The sequence below is a fragment of the Streptomyces sp. NBC_01092 genome (assembly GCF_045039535.1).
Lineage (GTDB): Bacteria > Actinomycetota > Actinomycetes > Streptomycetales > Streptomycetaceae > Streptomyces.
In genome coordinates, this window is the sequence record NZ_CP108659.1 from 2,399,743 (window position 1) to 2,417,897 (window position 18,155).

Annotated in this window: 16 protein-coding genes; 9 read left to right on the forward strand and 7 right to left on the reverse strand. The window is 71.0% G+C overall.

Going from position 1 to position 18,155, the window contains the following annotated elements:
- Positions 1-46 precede the first annotated feature (46 nt).
- A complete protein-coding gene (locus OG254_RS10530; protein WP_405579849.1) occupies positions 47-1,594 on the reverse strand; it encodes an APC family permease in 1,548 nt (515 codons plus the stop codon).
- A 36-nt stretch (positions 1,595-1,630) separates the two neighbouring features.
- Positions 1,631-2,578 carry a hypothetical protein gene (locus OG254_RS10535; protein ID WP_405579852.1) on the reverse strand — a complete coding sequence of 316 codons (948 nt, stop codon included), beginning with the start codon at positions 2,576-2,578 and terminating at the stop codon, positions 1,631-1,633.
- Positions 2,579-2,882: 304 nt separating this feature from the next.
- Here OG254_RS10535 and OG254_RS10540 point away from each other — a divergent pair, with 304 nt between their 5' ends.
- The 4 genes from OG254_RS10540 to OG254_RS10555 all read left to right on the forward strand — a co-directional run bounded on the left by OG254_RS10540 (position 2,883) and on the right by OG254_RS10555 (position 5,098).
- Positions 2,883-3,776, forward strand: a complete 894-nt coding sequence (locus OG254_RS10540; RefSeq protein ID WP_405579855.1) for a DMT family transporter — start codon at positions 2,883-2,885, stop codon at positions 3,774-3,776.
- Positions 3,777-3,809: 33 nt separating this feature from the next.
- The gene (locus OG254_RS10545; protein WP_405579858.1) at positions 3,810-4,325 is read left to right on the forward strand and encodes an NUDIX hydrolase; all 516 of its coding nucleotides are present in this window, start codon (positions 3,810-3,812) and stop codon (positions 4,323-4,325) included.
- A gap of 63 nt (positions 4,326-4,388) precedes the next feature.
- On the forward strand, positions 4,389-4,781 hold the full coding sequence (locus OG254_RS10550; protein WP_351198458.1) for a DUF202 domain-containing protein: 393 nt from the start codon (positions 4,389-4,391) through the stop codon (positions 4,779-4,781).
- The gene (locus OG254_RS10555) at positions 4,778-5,098 is read left to right on the forward strand and encodes a DUF202 domain-containing protein (RefSeq protein WP_405579861.1); all 321 of its coding nucleotides are present in this window, start codon (positions 4,778-4,780) and stop codon (positions 5,096-5,098) included. The genes OG254_RS10550 and OG254_RS10555 overlap by 4 nt, the downstream gene beginning before the upstream one ends.
- Positions 5,099-5,137: 39 nt before the next feature.
- On the opposite strand, the gene OG254_RS10560 is transcribed toward OG254_RS10555, so the two are convergent.
- Positions 5,138-6,115, reverse strand: coding sequence for an NADP-dependent oxidoreductase (locus OG254_RS10560; RefSeq protein ID WP_405579863.1), 978 nt, complete (start codon positions 6,113-6,115; stop codon positions 5,138-5,140).
- Between the two features lie 112 nt (positions 6,116-6,227).
- On the opposite strand from OG254_RS10560, the gene OG254_RS10565 reads away from it, so the two are divergent.
- The 3 genes from OG254_RS10565 to OG254_RS10575 all read left to right on the forward strand — a co-directional run bounded on the left by OG254_RS10565 (position 6,228) and on the right by OG254_RS10575 (position 8,945).
- The gene (locus tag OG254_RS10565) at positions 6,228-6,524 is read left to right on the forward strand and encodes a hypothetical protein (RefSeq protein ID WP_405579866.1); all 297 of its coding nucleotides are present in this window, start codon (positions 6,228-6,230) and stop codon (positions 6,522-6,524) included.
- Positions 6,525-6,689: 165 nt separating this feature from the next.
- Entirely contained in the window at positions 6,690-7,724 is a 1,035-nt protein-coding gene (locus OG254_RS10570; protein WP_405579869.1) for a phosphotransferase family protein, read from the forward strand.
- A 6-nt stretch (positions 7,725-7,730) separates the two neighbouring features.
- Positions 7,731-8,945, forward strand: a complete 1,215-nt coding sequence (locus OG254_RS10575; protein ID WP_405579872.1) for an acyl-CoA dehydrogenase — start codon at positions 7,731-7,733, stop codon at positions 8,943-8,945.
- A 244-nt stretch (positions 8,946-9,189) separates the two neighbouring features.
- Here the strand turns inward: OG254_RS10575 and OG254_RS10580 are convergent, their stop codons facing one another.
- Genes OG254_RS10580 through OG254_RS10590 form a run of 3 tightly spaced genes read right to left on the reverse strand, consistent with a single transcriptional unit; the run spans position 9,190 to position 12,273 of the window.
- Entirely contained in the window at positions 9,190-9,783 is a 594-nt protein-coding gene (locus OG254_RS10580) for a TetR/AcrR family transcriptional regulator (protein ID WP_405579875.1), read from the reverse strand.
- Positions 9,784-9,838: 55 nt separating this feature from the next.
- A complete protein-coding gene (locus OG254_RS10585) occupies positions 9,839-11,503 on the reverse strand; it encodes a class I adenylate-forming enzyme family protein (protein WP_405579878.1) in 1,665 nt (554 codons plus the stop codon).
- Positions 11,500-12,273, reverse strand: a complete 774-nt coding sequence (locus OG254_RS10590; RefSeq protein WP_405579881.1) for an SDR family oxidoreductase — start codon at positions 12,271-12,273, stop codon at positions 11,500-11,502. Before OG254_RS10590 ends, OG254_RS10585 begins: the two co-directional genes overlap by 4 nt.
- A 189-nt stretch (positions 12,274-12,462) precedes the next feature.
- Between OG254_RS10590 and OG254_RS10595 the strand changes: the two genes are divergently transcribed.
- Both OG254_RS10595 and OG254_RS10600 read left to right on the forward strand, forming a co-directional pair.
- Positions 12,463-13,695: an exo-beta-N-acetylmuramidase NamZ domain-containing protein gene (locus tag OG254_RS10595; RefSeq protein WP_405579884.1), complete on the forward strand. Its 1,233-nt coding sequence runs from the start codon at positions 12,463-12,465 to the stop codon at positions 13,693-13,695.
- A gap of 96 nt (positions 13,696-13,791) precedes the next feature.
- Positions 13,792-15,120 (forward strand): serine-threonine protein kinase, encoded by a 1,329-nt coding sequence (locus OG254_RS10600; protein ID WP_405579887.1) that lies wholly within the window; start codon positions 13,792-13,794, stop codon positions 15,118-15,120.
- An 18-nt stretch (positions 15,121-15,138) separates the two neighbouring features.
- Here the strand turns inward: OG254_RS10600 and OG254_RS10605 are convergent, their stop codons facing one another.
- On the reverse strand, positions 15,139-17,937 hold the full coding sequence (locus OG254_RS10605; RefSeq protein ID WP_405579890.1) for a penicillin acylase family protein: 2,799 nt from the start codon (positions 17,935-17,937) through the stop codon (positions 15,139-15,141).
- Positions 17,938-18,155 lie beyond the last annotated feature (218 nt).

The window sequence follows — 18,155 nt, forward strand, 5'->3', positions numbered from 1 at the left end:
CCAGGAATCGCGGGTGCTCGTCAGAGTTCCGTAACCACTTCTCACGCTACGGCGTCTTCGCCGCCTCCTTCTCCAGCTGGAACGCCTCGTTTCCGAGCCCGATGCGGGCGTGCCGCTCGGGGGCGCGGGAGCGCAGGAGCAGGCCCTGGGCCACGCCGACGGCCAGGGCGAGGACGATCACGGCGGGCAGCGCCCAGCTCAGGGCGGAGCCGGGGCCCGCGCCGATCAGGACGTCGAAGTCCTTCACGGTGTAGATGACGATGAACGCCAGCGCGACGACCGAGAGGGCGGAGGCGGCCAGCCGCCAGAACTGGCTGGCGGCGGCTCCGCGGCGGACGAAGAAGGCGATGACGGAGACCGAGGCGGCGGCCATCAGCGCGGCGACGCCCAGCGCCCCGAGGTTGCCCATCCACGTGAACAGGTGCAGCACCGGCGCGGTCGGGTCGCCGGTCGGCCTGTCGTCGGTGAGGGCGAAGACGGCGACGACCACCAGCGAGATCACGGTCTGGAGCAGCGACCCGGTGCCGGGGGCGCCGCTCGCGCCGCTGGTCCGGCCGAAGGCGGACGGCAGCAGGCCCTCGCGGCCCATGGCGAAGGCGTAGCGCGCGACGACGTTGTGGAAGCTGAGCATGGCCGCGAACATGCCGGTGACGAACAGCACGTGCAGGACGTCGGTGAAGGTGCCGCCGAGCAGGTCCTCGGTGAGGAAGAACAGCAGCCCGGCGCTCTGGTCCTGCGCGGTGCCGACGATCGCCGAGGGCCCGGCGGCGACGGTGTAGGCCCAGCAGCTGATCGTGTAGAAGACCGCGATGCCGCCGATGGCGAGGAACATCACGCGGGGTACGAGGACGTGCGGGCGGCTGGTCTCCTCGGCGTAGACGGGGGCCTGCTCGAAGCCGAGGAATGCGGCGACACAGAAGCACAGGGCGGTGCCGATGCCCGCGCCGCTGAGGGTGTCCGGGTTGAAGGCGTGCAGGGACAGGCCTTCCTTGGCCGGGTCGGCGATGGCGGCGACGTCGAAGACGACCACGAGGAGGACCTCGATGATCAGCAGGACGCCGAGCACGCGCGCGTTGAGGTCGATCTTCAGCCAGCCGAGGGCGCCGACCACGAGCACGGCCATCAGCGCCGGTATCCACCAGGCGATCTCGGTGTCGAGGTAGGTGGCGAACAGCCCCGAGACCTCGAAGCCGAAGATGCCGTAGATGCCGACCTGCAGCGCGTTGTAGGCGACGAGCGCGACCATCGCGGCGCCGGCGCCGGCCGTGCCGCCGAGGCCGCGGGAGATGTAGGCGTAGAAGGCGCCGGCGTTGTGGACGTGCCGGCTCATCTCTGCGTACCCGACGCTGAACAGGGCGAGGACGACGCCGAGGATCACGAAGAGCAGCGGCTGGCCGAGGACCCCCATCACCCCGAAGGTCGTGGGCATGACACCCGCGACGACCATGAGGGGTGCGGTCGCCGCGAGCACGGACAGCAGCAGGCCCGTGGTGCCCAGCCGGTCGGCGCGCAGGGCGCGGTCCTGTCCTTTGAACGTACTGATGCCGCCGCCGTCGGCGGTGGCTCTGCTCGTGCTGGAACTGCCCGTGGTCATCGGGGACCGTCCTTGGGTCGGCTTGGGTTGGGGGCGTTACGCCGTGCCGAGCGCGGTTTCGCGGGCGGCGCGGAAGGCGGAGTACGGGTCGCGGTCGGGGTAGGACCAGGGCGAGGGGGTGGCGTGTTCGCCGATGCGGTGGAAGAGGGCGGCAGCCTCTGCCCCCCGGCCCTCGCAGAACTTGGCGTGGGCGAGGAAGTTCAGGTCGATGAGCCGGCGCGGGTGGCCTTCCTGCTCCCACTCCAGCCACCAGTCGAAAGCCGCCCGCATCACCTGCCGGGCCCTGCGGCTCGCCCAGTGCCCGGAGGCGGCCGCGTCACCCGGCTCGTGTCCCGCCGCCGCGAGGACGCGGTAGCGCTCGGCGTGGGCGATGACCGGGAGGATGGCGAGCGGGGAGTCGGCGGGGGCGCGGTCCGCCGCGGCGTTGGCGAAGTCGTAGACCTCGTGCAGCGGGTCGATGCCGGTGCCGGACTGGTGCTCGGCGAGCCGGGCGACCATCAGATGGTGGGCGTGGTGGTGGTCGGCGTACCGGGCGCGGACCTCGGCGAAGAGGCGGCGCACCTCCGGCTCGGCACCGAGGGCGCTCTCCAGCATGAGCAGGCCGAGCCAGGGGGTGGGGTCGACGGGCGCGAGCGCGGCGGCCGCGTGGCAGGCCTCGCGGGCCCGGACCGGCTTCTCCTTGCCGCGCAGGGCGCGCCGCACCTGGCCGAGGGCGAGCAGGACGGCGGCGTCCACGGAGTCGGGCTCGGCGAGCAGCCAGTCGCGGGTCCAGGGGACGCAAGCCTGCTCCTGGGCGAGGACGGCGACGCGGTGCCCTCTGCGGTCCCACTCGTCGCCGGTCCGCGCGAGCAGCGAGCGGGCCGTCTGCCACCTGCCCTGAGCGAGGGCGGTGCGGGCGGCGGCGAGCTCGGCGTCGTCGAGGGCCGCGTCGAAGGCGTGGGCAGCGCGTTTGCGGCCGCGGCCCAGAGGTGGGGGTGGGGACACCGGCTTGGGTCCTGTTGTGAGCAAATTGTGGACTGTCATCAAGCGATCACTCGCAGCAAACCCCCCGCCAAGGGTTCGCGTCAAGTGCCGCTGACGCGTTACACGCGTCAACTAGTGTTACTGATGGGACAGTTGCGGCATTCAACCTGTCCACAATGCCGGATTTGTTCGGAAGATGTGGCGTACGTCATGGCGGCTTCCGTTTGGGCACCGCAGGATGGTGGGACGCGCACGCCGGGCTCAGGGCCGCTACAGTCGGCCCTTACCGCACCCCGTCCGCCCGGCAGGATTCGAGGTACGCAGCGTGTCGCTCCAGATCTTGATACTCGCCGTGACCGCCGCGTGCTGTCTTGGTTTCGGCTTCGTCCTCCAGCAGAACGCGGCCCAGAAGGCTCCACTGAGCGACTTCCTCTCGCCGCGGATCCTCCTGGACCTGATGAAGGTGCCGCGCTGGCTCGGCGGCATCGGCCTGATGGTGGTCGGCATGGCGCTGGGCGCGATGGCGCTCGGCCAGGGTGAGATCTCCCTGGTGGAACCCCTGCTCGCGACGAACCTGCTGTTCGCGCTGATGCTCTCCCGCCGCCAGACCAAGCAGCCCCTCGGGCGCCAGGGCTGGACGGGCCTCGCGCTGCTCGCGGGCGGGGTGACGGCGTTCATCGTCGCCGGCCAGCCGTCGGGCGGCGAGGCCACCAGCGACCCGATGCGGCACTGGCTGATCATCGGCGTCATGGTCGGACTGGCCCTGCTGCTCACGACGTACGCCAAGCGCTCCCGGCTCAGCTCCGGCCCGGCACTGCTGGCGACCGCGGCCGGTCTCCTCTACGGCGTGCAGGACGCACTGACCCGGGTGACCGGGGAGCGGTTCGCCGAGGGCGGCATCATGGAGGTCCTCACCGGCTGGCAGCCGTACGCCGTGGTGGCGCTCGGCCTCACCGGGCTGATCCTCGTCCAGAGCGCCTTCGAGACGGCGTCCCTGCGGATGTCCCTGCCCGCCCTGACCGCCGCCCAGCCGCTGGCCGGCATCCTCTGCGGCGTCGGCTTCCTCGGCGACCGGCTGCGCACCGACGCGGGCGCGCTGGCGTGGGAGGCCGCCGGACTCGCCGGGATCGTGGTCGGCATCATCATGCTCGGCACGCACTCCGCGATGCCGTCCGGGGCGATCCAGCCGAAGCGCACGCCGGCCTTCCAGACGCCCTGAACGCGTCCGGGCCGCCCCTGCTTGGATGGCCCCATGAGCTCTGCTGACGAGATCCTCGACATCGTCGACGAACAGGACCGGGTCATCGGGCGGTCCCCGCGCGGCGAGGCCTACGCCAAGGGGCTGTGCCACCGCTGCGTCTTCATCGAGGCGCGGGACGCGCAGGGCCGGCTCTTCGTGCATCGCCGTACCCCCACCAAGCTGGTGTTCCCCTCGCGGTACGACATGTTCGTCGGCGGGGTGGTCGGCGCGGGCGAGTCGTACGACGACGCCGCCCTGCGCGAGGCCGAGGAAGAACTCGGCGTGAGCGGCCTCCCCCGCCCCTCGTACCTCTTCAAGTTCCTGTACGACGACGGCACCGGGCAGACCTGGTGGTCGGCGGTGTACGAGGTGCGCTGCGAGCTGCCGGTGAGCCCTCAGGTGGAGGAGGTCGCCTGGCACGACTTCCTGTCCGAGGCCGAGGTGGAGCGGCGGCTGACGGACTGGGCGTGGGTGCCGGACGGGCTGGCGGCGTACGAGCGGCTCAAGGCGCTACGGGCGGCCCGCTGAGCCGACCCCCGGCAGGCGGATCCGGCGACGCCTGCGACGGGCGGCCCGGATAGGGTCGGTCATGTGAGCGAGTTCGTGCGAAACGTCCGGCTGTGGTTCGCGCCGCAGGAGATCCGCCAGGACGGCGGCACCCCCGACTACCGGTTCTCGCTGGCGAACGAGCGCACCTTCCTGGCCTGGCTGCGCACCGCGCTCGCCCTCATCGGCGGCGGCTTCGCGGTCGACCAGTTCCTGCCGGACCTGCGCTGGGGCTGGCGGGTCGGCCTCGCGCTCGCGCTGCTCGCGGCGGGCGTGCTGTGCTCGCTGCGCGCGGTCAATCACTGGATGCGCTGCGAGCGGGCGATGCGCCGGGGCGAGGACCTGCCTGTGTCGCGCTTCCCGGCGGTGCTGAGCCTCGTGGTCGCCGTGGTGGCCGTCGCGATGGTCGTGGTCGTGCTCGTCGGGTGGGAGGGATGAGCGCCGCGGAGCCGCTACGGGACCCGGGGCTCCAGCCCGAGCGGACCCGCCTCGCATGGCGCCGTACGACGCTGTCCGGCACGGTGGCCGCCGTACTCGCGATGAAGGCCGCGCTGCACGGCGGGTTCTCAGTCGCCGCGGGCATCGTCTGCGCCGTGTGCTGCGGGCTGTGGCTGGGCTTCCTGGCCCTCGCGCACCGGCGTATCCGCACCCTCGCCTCGTCGTCCCGACCCGCGGCACTGGCCCCCCGCCATGCCACGGCGACCGTCCTGCTCACGGTGGCCCTGGCGGTGTGCGGGGCGGCGCTGCTGTTCTGACGGCGACCGGGCTCCCGGCTCCGCCGCGAGGGCCGTTCGCTATTCCGCCCCCTGCCACAACCCCTCCGGCGCCACCGCCTCCTCCGTGTCCCAGTCGACCGTGACCACGATCTTGCCCCGGGTGCGACCCTCCTCGTTCAGGCGGTGGGCGTCCGCCGCGCGCTCCAGGGGGAACGTCTCGGAGACGTGTACGGCCACCACGCCCTCCTCCGCCAGCTCGGACAGCCGTAGCAGGTCCTCGGCGTCGGGGCGGACGAAGTAGTAGCGGCCGCCGAAGTCGAAGACGTCCGGGTCGGCGATCGAGACCAGGCGGCCCTCGGGGGCCAGCAGATTGGCGGAGGCCTTGAGCGCGTCGCCGCCGACCGTGTCGAACGCCGCGTCCACGCCCTCGGGCGCCAGCCCGCGCACCCGTTCCGTCAGCCCGTCGCCGTACTCCACGGGCTCGCCGCCGAGACCGCGGACGAAGTCGTGGTTGCGCTCGCTCGCCGTACCGATCACCCGGGCGCCCAGATGGCGCGCGAGCTGGACGGCGATCGAGCCCACGCCGCCCGCCGCGGCGTGCACCAGGACCGTCTCGTCCCGCTTGACCTGGAGCACCTTGGTCAGGACCTGGTACGCCGTCAGTCCGACGAGGGGCAGACCGGCCGCCGCCTCCCAGGTGAGGTTGCGGGGTTTGCGGGCGAGGGTGCGCACGGGGGCGGCCACGTACTCGGCGAAGGTGCCACGGGAGAGGAAGTCCTCGCGGACGTATCCGATGACCTCGTCGCCGACGCCGAACTCCGTGACGGACACTCCTGGCTGAACCACGACCCCCGACACGTCCCAGCCCGGGACCACCGGGAAGACCGGCTCGAGCATCCGGTCCATGTAGCCCTCGCGGCACTTCCAGTCGACCGGGTTGACCGATGCCGCCCGCACCTTGACCAGCACGGCGTCGGGCCCGACCCGCGGGTCGCGCAGGTCTCCGTATGCGAGCGTGTCCGGCCCGCCGTAGCTTGAGTAGCTGATCCCCTTCATGGGTCCGACCCTCCGGGGAGACCCAACGCCACGCAAGCCGAATGGGGCGATATGGGGCGTTCGCGTGGCAGCCTGTCCGACGTCACCACCCGCTCCTCCGAAGGTGAGCACGATGACCACCCTTCACACGGAACACGCCTCCCACACGCACGCCCACGGACCCGACTGCGGGCACACCGCGGTGCCGCACGGCGACCACACCGACTACGCGCACGACGGTCACCTGCACCGCGAGCACTCCGGGCACTGGGACGAGTGCGAGACGGCCGGGCACGTCGCCCACCAGGGCCACGCCCATCAGCACGGCGCCGACTGCGGGCACGAGAGCGTGCTGCACGGCGACCACGTCGACTACGTCCACGACGGCCACCGGCACGCCTCCCACGACGGCCACTGGGACGACCACTGAGCCCACCCGGCCGCCCCGCGACTCCACCGACAGCTCCCCGGCGCTCCGCGCGGGGAGCTGTCGGCATATCGTGGCGCCGATCACGTTCGGCCTGCCCACTGGACGGCATACCGACTGGTCGGCATCATGAGTCAGGTCCCGTTCACCTGCCTTGAGGAGCCATGTATGAGCCCCGACCATCCGCCCGGCCTCGACCTGGACCGGCTGCGCGGCCTGCTCGAGCGCGAGCGGCCCGGTCTGGCGCACGGTCCGCTGACCGGCCGGCTGATCGAGGGTGGACGGTCGAACCTCACCTACGCGGTCTCCGACGGCAGCTCGAAGTGGGTCGTACGACGCCCCCCGCTCGGTCATGTCCTCGCCACGGCGCACGACATGAAGCGCGAGCACCGGGTCATCAGCGCCCTGTATCCGACGGACGTTCCGGTGCCGCGGCCGGTGCTGCTGTGCGAGGACGAGGAGGTGCTCGGGGCGCCGTTCTACGTCATGGAGTTCGTCGAGGGCACCCCGTACCGCACCGCCGACCAGCTGGCCCCGCTCGGCCCGGAGCGCACCCGGGGCGCGGTGCTGTCGCTGGTGGACACCCTCGTCGAGCTGCACGCGGTGGACCCGGCGCAGGTCGGGCTCGCGGACTTCGGCCGTCCCGAGGGCTTCCTGGACCGGCAACTGCGCCGCTGGGGCAAGCAGTTGGACGCCTCCCGCAACCGTGAGCTGGCCGGCATCGACGAGCTGCACGCGACGCTCGGCAGGCAGCTGCCCGCCTCCCCGGCCCCGGCCGTGGTGCACGGCGACTACCGGCTCGACAACGTCCTCATCGGCGAGGACGACTCCATCAAGGCGATCCTCGACTGGGAGATGTCGACGCTCGGCGATCCGCTGACCGACCTGGGCCTGCTGGTGATGTACAGCATGCCGCTGGGCATGGCGCACTCCCCGGTCTCCACGACCGCCGAGGCGCCGGGGCACCCGGCACCGGCCGAACTGATCCAGCGGTACGCCGAGCGCTCCGGGCGCGACGTCTCCGCGGTCTCCTGGTACACGGCGTTCGCCTGGTTCAAGCTCGCCGTGATCCTGGAGGGCATCCACTACCGCTACACGCTGGGCCAGACGGTCGGCCGCGGCTTCGACCGCATCGGCGACCTGGTCCCGGTCTTCATCGAGCACGGCCTGACCACTCTTCAAGACGGCATCCAGGAAGGCTGACGGGACATGGACTTCGCGTTCGACGCACGCACCGAGGAGCTGCGGGCCAAGCTGCTCGCCTTCATGGACGAGTACGTCTATCCGGCCGAGGCGGTCGCGGAGGAGCAGCGGGCCGAGCTGGCGTCCCCGTGGGACACTCCGGCCGTGGTCGAGGACCTCAAGGCCGAGGCGCGCATGCAGGGCCTGTGGAACCTCTTCCTGCCGGACTCCGAGTACGGCGCCGGGCTCACCAACCTCCAGTACGCCCCGCTCGCCGAAATCACCGGCCGCTCCCCGCACTTGGCGCCCACCGCGCTGAACTGCGCGGCGCCGGACACCGGCAACATGGAGGTGCTGTCGCAGTTCGGCGACGAGCAGCAGAAGAAGCAGTGGCTGGAGCCGCTGCTGGCCGGTGAGATCCGCTCGGCGTTCGCGATGACCGAGCCGGAGGTGGCCTCGTCGGACGCCACCAACATCACCACGCTCATCGAGCGGGACGGTGACGAGTACGTCATCACCGGTCGCAAGTGGTACATCTCCGGGGCGATGAACCCGGACTGCAAGATCTTCATCGTGATGGGCAAGACGGACCCGGACGGCGAGGACATCCGCCGCCAGCAGTCCATGGTCCTGGTCCCCCGCGACACCCCGGGCGTCACGATCAACCGTGCCATGCAGGTCTTCGGCTACGAGGACCACTCCCACGGCGGCCACGCCGAGGTGATCTTCGACCACGCGCGCGTGCCGGTGGCCAACCTCATCGGCGAGGAGGGCGGCGGCTTCGCCATCGCCCAGGCGCGGCTCGGTCCCGGGCGGATCCACCACTGCATGCGGCTGATCGGCATGGCTGAGCGGGCGATCGAGCTGATGTGCCGGCGGGCCGTGTCCCGCAACGCCTTCGGCAAGGCGCTGGCTCAGCAGGGGGTGGTCCACAACTGGATCGCCGACGCGCGGGTGACGGTCGAGCAGCTGCGGCTGCTGGTCCTGAAGACGGCCTGGCTGATGGACACCGTCGGCAACAAGGGTGCCCACACGGAGATCCAGTCCATCAAGATCGCTACGCCGCGGGCGGTTGTCGACATCATCGACCGGGCGATTCAGTTGCACGGTGCGGGGGGTGTAAGTCAGGACTTCCCGCTGGCGGAGCTGTACGCGGGGGCGCGGACGCTGATGATCGCGGACGGGCCGGACGAGGTGCATCAGCGGTCGCTGGCTCGGCGGGAGTTGAAGAAGTACGTGTGACTCCGTGGGGCGGCCGGGGTGTTTCTCGCCCCCGCCGCCCCTACCCTTCCCTCCCCCAAGCTCTTCGAGCAGGGGGGACCCCCAGGGGGCTGCCGCCCCCGGACCCCCGCTTTCGGCCCTGAACGGGCCTCGTCCTCAAACGCCGGACGGGCTGAAAAGATCCAGCCCCTCTGGGGGTCCCCCCTGCTCGAAGAGCTTGGGGGAGTTTAAGGAGCGGGGGTCCAGGGGGCAGAGCCCCCTGGCGTCACGGACGTAGCGCTCGCAGCAGCAAGTCCGCCAAGTGGTCCGCGACCTGCTGCGGGCTCATCGGGCCGTCGGGGCTGTACCACGTCGACAGGTGGTGGACGGAGCCGAAGTGGTAGTCCACCACCAGGTCGGCCGGCGTCGCCGTGGAGAAGACGCCCGCCTGCTGCCCCTCCTCGATGAGCGCACGGAAGCGTTCGTGGTAGCGCCGGCGCTCAGCACGCACCTGCTTGTTCTTCTCCGGGCTGAGGTGATGCATTGACCGGAAAAAAATCATCGCGTCGTCGAGGTTCTCGATCGTCGTCACCACGACGTCCGCCGCCGCAGCCCGCACCCGCTTCTCGACCGGCTCGTCGGCATCCGCGAACGCGTCGAGCCGCTCCTGCTGAACGCGCAGCACGCGCGCGTACACCTCGTGCAGAAGGTCGTCCTTCGAGCCGAAGTAGTGATACAGCGCCCCCTTGGTGACGCCGGCCGCCTCGACGATCTCCTGCACCGAGGTGCGGTCGTACCCCTGCTCGGCGAAGAGCCGGGTGGCGGCGGCGAGCAGCCGCTGGGGGACGGGCGTACCGTCACCGTCCGTCGTCCTGGCCACTGTGCCGCCACCTGCCCTTCCGAGATGTTCCGCTGACCGTGTTGCCGTCGGCTGTCTAGCCGTCGTTCGCGCGGGAACGAAGTTCCCGACGGAGGATCTTCCCACTCGCCGTCTTGGGCAAGTCGGGCAGGACCTCCACCTGCCGCGGATATTTGTAAGCGGCCAGTCTCTCCCGGCAGTACGCGGCGAGTGCGTCGGGGTCCGCTTCGGCACCCGGACGGAGGCTGATGTACGCCTTGACGGTCTCCCCGCGGTACCCGTCGGGCACCCCGACGACGGCCGCCTCGCGCACCGCCGGGTGCGTGTAGAGCACGTCCTCGACCTCGCGCGGCCACACCTTGAAGCCGGACGCGTTGATCATGTCCTTCTTGCGGTCGACGACGTACAGCCAGCCCTCGGCGTCCATGAAGCCGATGTCGCCGGTCCGCAGTTCGCCGTCGGGGAAGGTCTCGGCGGTGGCGTCGGGGCGCCGCCAGTAGCCGGGGACGACCTGCGGCCCCCGTACGACGATCTCGCCCTGCTCGCCGAACGGCACCTCCTCGCCCTCGTCGTCGACGATCCGTACGACCGTCTCGGGCCCCGGCACGCCCACGGCGAGCGTCCCGGAGGCGGGGTCGACGGGGGCCTCGCGGCCGGGCGGGACGGCGGCGCAGGGGGCGGTGCACTCGGTGAGGCCGTAGCCGTTGCGGATGTACGGCCCGAAGCCGGCCCGGAACTTCTCCACCAGGGCGGGCGGCAGCGGTGCGCCGCCGGACGAGATGTTGACGAAGGACGCGAAGTGCTCCCGGCTGACGTCCGGGTGGGCGGCCAGCGCCATGAAGGCGGTCGAGGGGCCGACGGTGTAGTGCGGCCCGTGCTCGGCGAACGCGTCGAGCACGACACCCGCCTCGAAGCGGTACGCCAGCACGAGCAGGCCCGAACTGTTCAGGCAGGCCGCGAACTGGGCGACCATCCCGGTGATGTGGAACAGCGGCGCCATCCCGAAGTAGACGGGCGCCTCGGGCAGGGCGAGGCCGGTGCGCTGCCGTTCGGCGTTGTACATGATGTTGCGGTGCGTGTTGGTGGCGCCCTTGGGCGTGCCGCTGGTGCCCGAGGTGTAGCTGATCAGCGCGATGTCGGACGGGCCGGGGTCGCGGTCGTCCGGCGCCTTGTGGCCGGCGCGGGCGACGGCCGTCAGGTCGTCGGCGTCCTCGGCCCCCGGCAGTCGCTCGAAGGCCAGCACCCGCGCATCGCCCCGCGTCTGGAAGTCCAGCTCGCACCCGGTGAGCACGATCCGCACCGGCGAGTCGGCGGCCGTCTCGCGCAGATACGACTCCCAGGCCCGGTCGGAGCAGATCAGCGCGGCCACCTCGCCGTCCCGCAGGACATGGGTGACCTCCCCCGACTTGTACATCGGGTTGACGGGCACGACGACCGCCCCCGCCTTCCACGCGCCGAGCACGGCGAGCACGAAGTGCGGGGAGTTCTGCAGCAGGACCGCCACCCGCTCGCCGCGCTCCAGGCCGCGCGCCGCGAGATGCCCGGCGACGGAGTCGCTGAGCTCGTCGACCTCGCGGTAGGTGAGGCGGCCGTCGAAGTAGGCGAGGAAGGCACGGTCGGGGGTCTGCGCGGCGGCCCGGCGCAGGGCGTGCACGAGGGAGTCGGCGGGGGTTATCGGCGCGCGCTGGGCGTCGTTCAGCAGGGCCAGCCAGGGCTTGGCCGCGTACCGGGAGTCGGTCACCGGGCCTCCTCCCACTTCTGCTGGATGTGGTTCATGCCGGCCAGCCAGCGGTCGGGCTCGGCGGCCCGCGCCTGGTAGAACCCGGCGACCTCGGGGTGCGGCAGGATCAGGAAGCGGTCCTCCTCCATCCCCTTGAACAGGGCGTCCGCCACGTCCTCCGGGGCGATGGCGGTGGGCTTGAGCACCAGGTCGCCCGCGCTGCCGGTGGCGTCCAGCATGTCGGTGCGCACGCCCTGCGGGCAGATGGCGTGCACCTTGACCCCGCGGTGGCGGTACGTCAGCGACAGGTACTCGGCGAAGGCGTACGCCCCGTGCTTGGTGACGGCGTAGGGCGCCGCGCCGATCATGGTGAGCAGTCCCGCGGCCGAGACGGTGGAGACGAAACGCCCGCTGCCCCGCTCCAGCCAGGCCGGCAGGAGTTCGTTGGCGGCACGCACGTGTGCCATGACATTGACGTCCCAGGACGCCGACCAGGCCCTCTCGTCGAGCGGCTGCCCAGCGGCCTCGCCACCGAAGGCGACTCCGGCGTTGGCGCAGTAGACGTCTATGGAGCCCCCGAGGGCCTCTCGGGCATCGGCGACGATCGCGGAGGCGTCGCCGGGGACTGCTGTGCCGCCGATCTCGTCGGCGACGGCGGCGGCCTTCCCGGCATCGAGGTCATTGACGACGACCCGGGCCCCCTCGGCGGCGAAGCGACGGGCCAGCGCGGCGCCGATGCCACCCCCAGCCCCGGTAACGACGACTCCGGCACCCTGAACGGCTTCCACCATCGGTCTCCTTCGACTGCGGCTCTCCTGCGACGGCCAGACTAACCGGTCGGTATGTATCAAAGGAAGGGTGCTGGCAGCCCACCCAGGGGCGCGGGGCTGTATCGATGTGCGGCTCCGCCGCGTGGGCGCGAACAACCACGGACAACCGCCTCCTTCCCCACAACCTGCGGGAGCAATACCGTGCCCCACATGCGCCTATCCAGACGAGCTCTCCTCGCAGCGACAACGGCAGCAGCATCCCTCCCGTCCGCAGCGGCGGCGTCCGAGCGCCACTCGCGACTGCGCACCGGCTTCGAGCGCCTCGCAGCCGACGGTTACTCGGTCCTCGAAGGCCAGAAGGTCGGAATCGTCACCAACCCCACCGGCGTGACCCGAGACGTCCGCCACATCGTGGATGTCATGCACGCCGACAAAAGGGTGAACCTACGGGCCGTCTTCGGCCCCGAGCACGGCTTCCGCGGCACCGCCCAGGCAGGCGGCTCCGAGGGCCGCTACGACGACCCGGCGACGGGCCTCCCGGTCTACGACACGTACCTCAAGAGCGGTCAGCCGCTCGCCGACATCTTCACCGCCTCCGGCGTCGACACGATCGTCTTCGACATCCAGGACGCGGGCGCCCGCTTCTACACCTACATCTGGACCCTGTACGACTGCATGGAGGCGGCCCAGCTCGCCGGCAAGCGCTTCGTCGTGCTGGACCGGCCCAACCCCGTCACCGGACGGTCGGCCCAGGGCCCGGTCCTGCACAAGGAGTTCGCGACCTTCGTCGGCCGACAGCCCATCTCCCAGGCGCACGGCATGACGGTCGCCGAGTTGGCGCGGCTGTTCAACGGGGAGTTCCTCACCACCCCGGTCCCCCTGCAGACCGTACGGATGACGGGCTGGAAGCGGTCCGAGTTCTACGACGCCTGGGGGCTGCCCTGGGTGCCGCCGAGCCCGAACATGCCGACCCCGGAGACCGCCCTCGTGTACGCGGGGACCTGTCTCTTCGAGGGCACGAACCTCTCGGAGGGGCGCGGCACGACCCGCCCCTTCGAACTGCTCGGCGCGGAGGGCATCGACCGGCGCTGGGCCGAGGCGGCCGGTGAACTCGGCCTGCCCGGCGCGCACTTCAGGGAGGCGTACTTCGCGCCCACGTTCTCGAAGTTCCAGGGCAAGACCATCGGCGGCGTACAGATCCATGTGCACGACCGGGCCGCGTACGACCCCGTCCGCAGCGGAATCGCCCTGCTGGTGACCGCCAAGAAGGTCTGGAGCGGCTTCAGTTGGCGCTCCGACAACTGGATCGACAAGCTCACCGGCTCCACCCGGGTCCGCACGATGATCGACGCGGGTGCGAGCGCCGACGAGGTGGTGGCGGACTGGCAGCAGGAGCTGTCGGTGTTCCGGCGGACGCGCCGGGAGTACCTGCTGTACACATGAGCGGCCCACGGATGGGTGACGACGTATGGCCAATCCCGCCCGCCAGCAGGACGATGCGCCCGTATCGGACTGTTACGGGGGACGAGGGGGCCTGTCATGGCAAATCCGGCAGTGAGCGTGACTCCTTACTGGGAGCTGACCTTCGACGCGGACGGGGACCCGGACGCCGGGCGGCGGGACCGGCTGCTGGCCGGGGTGGCGCAGCACCACGTCCGTGATCTGATCGTCTTCGCGCACGGCTGGAACAACGACCGCTCGGGCGCGACCCGGCTCTACGACGGGTTCTTCGCGCCGATCCCCCAGCTCGCGCCGAAGGCGAAGGTCGGGTTCGTGGGCGTGGTCTGGCCGTCGATGCGGTTCTCGGACGAGCCGATCCCGGACTTCCCGCGGGCCGTGGCGGCCGAGATGCCACGTCGGCCGGTGCTCGACAAGGACACGCGGCACGCGCTGCTGGAGACGTTCCCGGGCCGGGCCACCGTGATCGACCAGATCGCGCGGCTGCTGGACCAGCAGCCGCGCGAGGAGGCCGAGTTGGAGGAGTTCGGGCGGCTGGTGCGGCTGCTGGTGGACGTCGTGCCGCCGGGGCCGCAGGCGCTCTTCGCGGCGGACACGCTGCGCGAGGGGGTGCCGCAGGACTCGCCGGACATCTTCGCCGACTGCACGGCGGCCGTGTGCGAGGAGTTCGCGCGGGCGCTGACGCTGCTGGAATCGCCCGACGCAGCGCCGCACGGCGCGCCGTCCTTCTCGTTGCCGAACCCGTGGGAGGGCGCGCACGAGCTGCTGCGGCAGGCGACGTACTACGCGATGAAGCGGCGTGCGGGGACGGTCGGTGAGCGTGGGCTCGGGCGGGTGGTCGGGCAGCTCGCCGCGCGGGCGCCCGAGGTGCGGGTGCATCTCGTCGGGCACAGTTTCGGCGCGCGGCTGGTGTCGTTCGCGCTGCGCGGGCTGCCGAAGGGCGTGCGCGCGGTGAAGTCCGTGACGCTGCTGCAAGGTGCCTTCTCGCACTACGCGTTCGCGTCCCGGCTGCCCCACGACGCCCGTGCGGGCGGGGTCCTGGAGGGCCAGCAGAACCGTATCGACGGACCGCTGGTGTGCTGCCACTCGCGGCACGACTCGGCCCTGTCCACGATGTACCCGCTGGCCGCGCGCATGGCGGGGGACGCGCGCGGGATCGCGGCCCTGGACATCGGCCGGATGCTGGGTGACAAGTGGGGTGCGATGGGGCACGACGGGGTGCAGGCGGTACCCGGGACGAAGTCGCTGAAGCTGGCCGACGCGCTGAAGGCGAAGCTGCCGGCCTCGGGGTGCGTGAACATCGACGCGGCGGCGGTGGTCAGGCGTGGCGGGCCGCCGGCGGGGGCGCACAGTGACATCGTGCACCGGGAACTGGCGCAGGTGGTGCTGGCGGCGGGCCGCATCAAGTGACCCGCCGCCATCGACCCGTCACCGATGTGACGTGAACTCCACGACCTGCTGATACGTAGGCCGGTTCTGCCAGCTGATCCTGCCGTGCTTGATGCCGCCCAGGGTGCGCTGGACGATCGAGTCGGCGCACCACTGGTCGCCCGCCGAGCACTGGTCGTCGCCGGGGTACACCTGCGCCGCGGTCTTGCCGGCGGCCTCCTTCAGGGTGCTGATCAGGATGTCCCGGCAGGCGGTGAGGCTGCCGCCGCCGCAGTACTTCTGCGCGAGCGGGCCCTGCACGGACTCACCGAGCACGGCCCGGATGTCCTTGTCGACGTAGGACCACCAGCCGTACTGGAAGGAGCTTCCGGCGTGCGAGCCGGTCGGGCCGTGCCCGGCCGACGGGGCCTCGTCGATGGGCAGGCTCGCGGTCATCGCGGCGTACAGCTCGCTGCCGAGGGCCGGTTCGAACTCGGCCTTGACCAGCAGCGGCCACCACGCGTCCAGGATGCGGATCGCGTCGGCGTCGGCGTACGTCTTCGATCCGGCCGACGTCTCGGTGCGCTTGCCGCCCGCCGACAGCCAGGTCTGGAGCCTGCTCACGGCCGCCGCTGCCGTGGGGTCGGGCACCGTGGCGCTGCCCACGACCTTGAGCAGGTCCGGCAGGACGTCCTCGGCCCGCAGGTCGGCCAGGCCCGCGTCGGCCATCGCCTTCACGAGGGAGGCCCGGGTCACGCCGCCCGCGTCGACGAGCTTCTTCACCCGGTCCTCCAGGAGGTTGCCGCGGTGGACCGAGCCGTCGCCCCAGGGCGCGGTTGTGTAGTCCTTGGCCTGCTTGTTGTTCCAGGAGATGTAGTAGTCCTGGTCGATCGAGTTGGGGTGGGCCGAGGGCGGGGTGTGGTCCGCCGTGTTCGTCGCCGGGTTCCAGCCCCGCCACTCGTACGCCTGCCGCGCCCAGACCGGGAACTCCGCGTCGACGCCGGTGGCCCGGACCGGGTTGTCGCCGCTGTTGTAGTAGGCGGTGTGCTCGGAGTCGGCGTAGAACCAGTTGAAGGTGTAGTTGATGTGCTGCGCCGCCTTCTGGAAGTCCTCCGGGCCCTTGACGTAGTCGGGGTCGTTCAGCATCTGGAAGCCGATGATCGAGTCGGCCTCGTGCAGGTAGGAGGAGCGCAGGGTGGTGTAGGCGACCTTCTTGCCGCCGACGGTCGCTCGGTGCGTGACGGGACCGTACTTGGTGCGCCAGACCCGCATCGTGTACGAGCCCGCGGGGGTGCTGTCGGCGGTCGTCGGCTTCCAGGCGTTCTTCTGCTCGACCTTGTCCATGGCCGTGCAGGTGCCGCGGTACAGGTAGTGGTAGTCGTCCTGGCACAGCTCGACGGCGTAGGTGTCGATGATGTCCTGACCGGAGGTCGTGGCGCTCCACGAGTAGTCCTGGCCGCGGCCCAGCTCGACGTACATGCTCAGGCCGGCGAAGGAGGCGCCGCGCGCGCTGATGCCCGGGCCCTGGATCTCCTGGAGCAGAAGCAGCTGGGGGGCGAAGTAGCCGGTCTGCGGGCCGAAGACGGCGACCGGGTGGCCGCTGGCGGTGTGCTCGCCGCTGACCACGAGGGCGTTGGACATGCCCCGCCTGGCCGAGGTCATGGCGGTCGCGGCCGCCGTGGTCGAGGCACCGCTCGCGGCTGAACCGGCCGCGCTGCCCGTACGGTCGTACACGAGCGGTTCCTCGGTCACCGAGCCGGCGTCGGGCAGTGCCCCGCCCTGCGGGGCGGCGGGTTTGGTGGCGTACGGGAAGCTCTTGTCGTGGACGGTGACGACCGCCTCGGGGTCGTTGCGCTCGCGGAACGACTCCCAGACCTCGGTGCCGCGGGCCACGCCGTACTTCTCCTGGGCGGCCAGCAGGGAGATCGCGTTGTTGACCTCGCCGCCGCCTCCGGAGCCGAACAGCGAGCCGATGACGGAGCCGAGCGCGACCAGGTCGGTGATCTTGAAGTGCTCGATGGTGCCGGCGTTGGTGACGGAGTCCTTGTGGCCGGTCAGGACGTACTCGCCGGGGAAGTAGCGGCCGCTGTCGGAGGCGTCGATGTAGGAGTTGATGCCGTCGAGGTAGGCCTTGGCGTCGGCGAGGGCCAGCTGCCCGCGTTCGCCGTTGGACGCGACAGCGTTGTCGATCTGCGCATGGAGATCGCCCTCGGTGTACGGCGCGTGACGCCAGAACTGCTGCTCAAGGCCCTGGTTGGAGGGCGCTCCGCCGGCGAAGGAGGTCAGCTGCCCGCGTCCGACGTGCCGGAAGACGTCCATCAGCCACAGCCGGTCCTGAGCGGCCGCATAGCCCGCGCCGAACTCCGTGCCGTATCTGGTGGTACCGGTGATGTGCGGCACACCCGTCTTCTTGTCACGGACGATCGTCACGTCACTGCGCCCTGCGGGACTGACGGTGGAGGCGACTTGATCGGACGGGACGCCGAACGAGGCGTCGTTGAAGAAGGTGTTGATCGTCGCGTTGGTGAGGCCGGAGTAGCCCTTGGCCAGGCCGGCGTAGGGGCCCAGCTGGTCCGAGGCGTGTTCGGGCATGGTCCCGAAGGCCTGGTTGAGCAGGATCTGCGCGAGGGTGGCATTGCCGTTCTGGCCCGGCGGCAGGATGTCGGAGCACTGGTTCCCGCAGTGGTCGTTCGCGGCCGTGGCCTCGGCCGCCGCCGCCCGGGTCGCGCCGACCGCCGGGGAAAGAGGCGACAAAAGTCCGGCAATCAGAGCGCATACGGATGCGGCCTTCAGGAACCCGGGGAATCCGCCGGGAGTTCTCAGTCTGTCTAACGCGGTGCGTGGGGTACGCCGTGGCATGGCAGCTCCTACCGACGAGGGTGGGCCGAGACTGTTACCGGCGGTATCCCCGGGATTGAAGATGAACATGCGTCACTTTTTTGAGTCGCCAAGGGCTCGCTATGGAGGTCATCGGAAATCGGATGGAGCCGATTCGCTTGTCGATACGTCTATTCGGCAACGTCCCGAACGACGACGCCGAAGTGACCGAAGTACAGGTGCAGATGTGACGGAGGTGC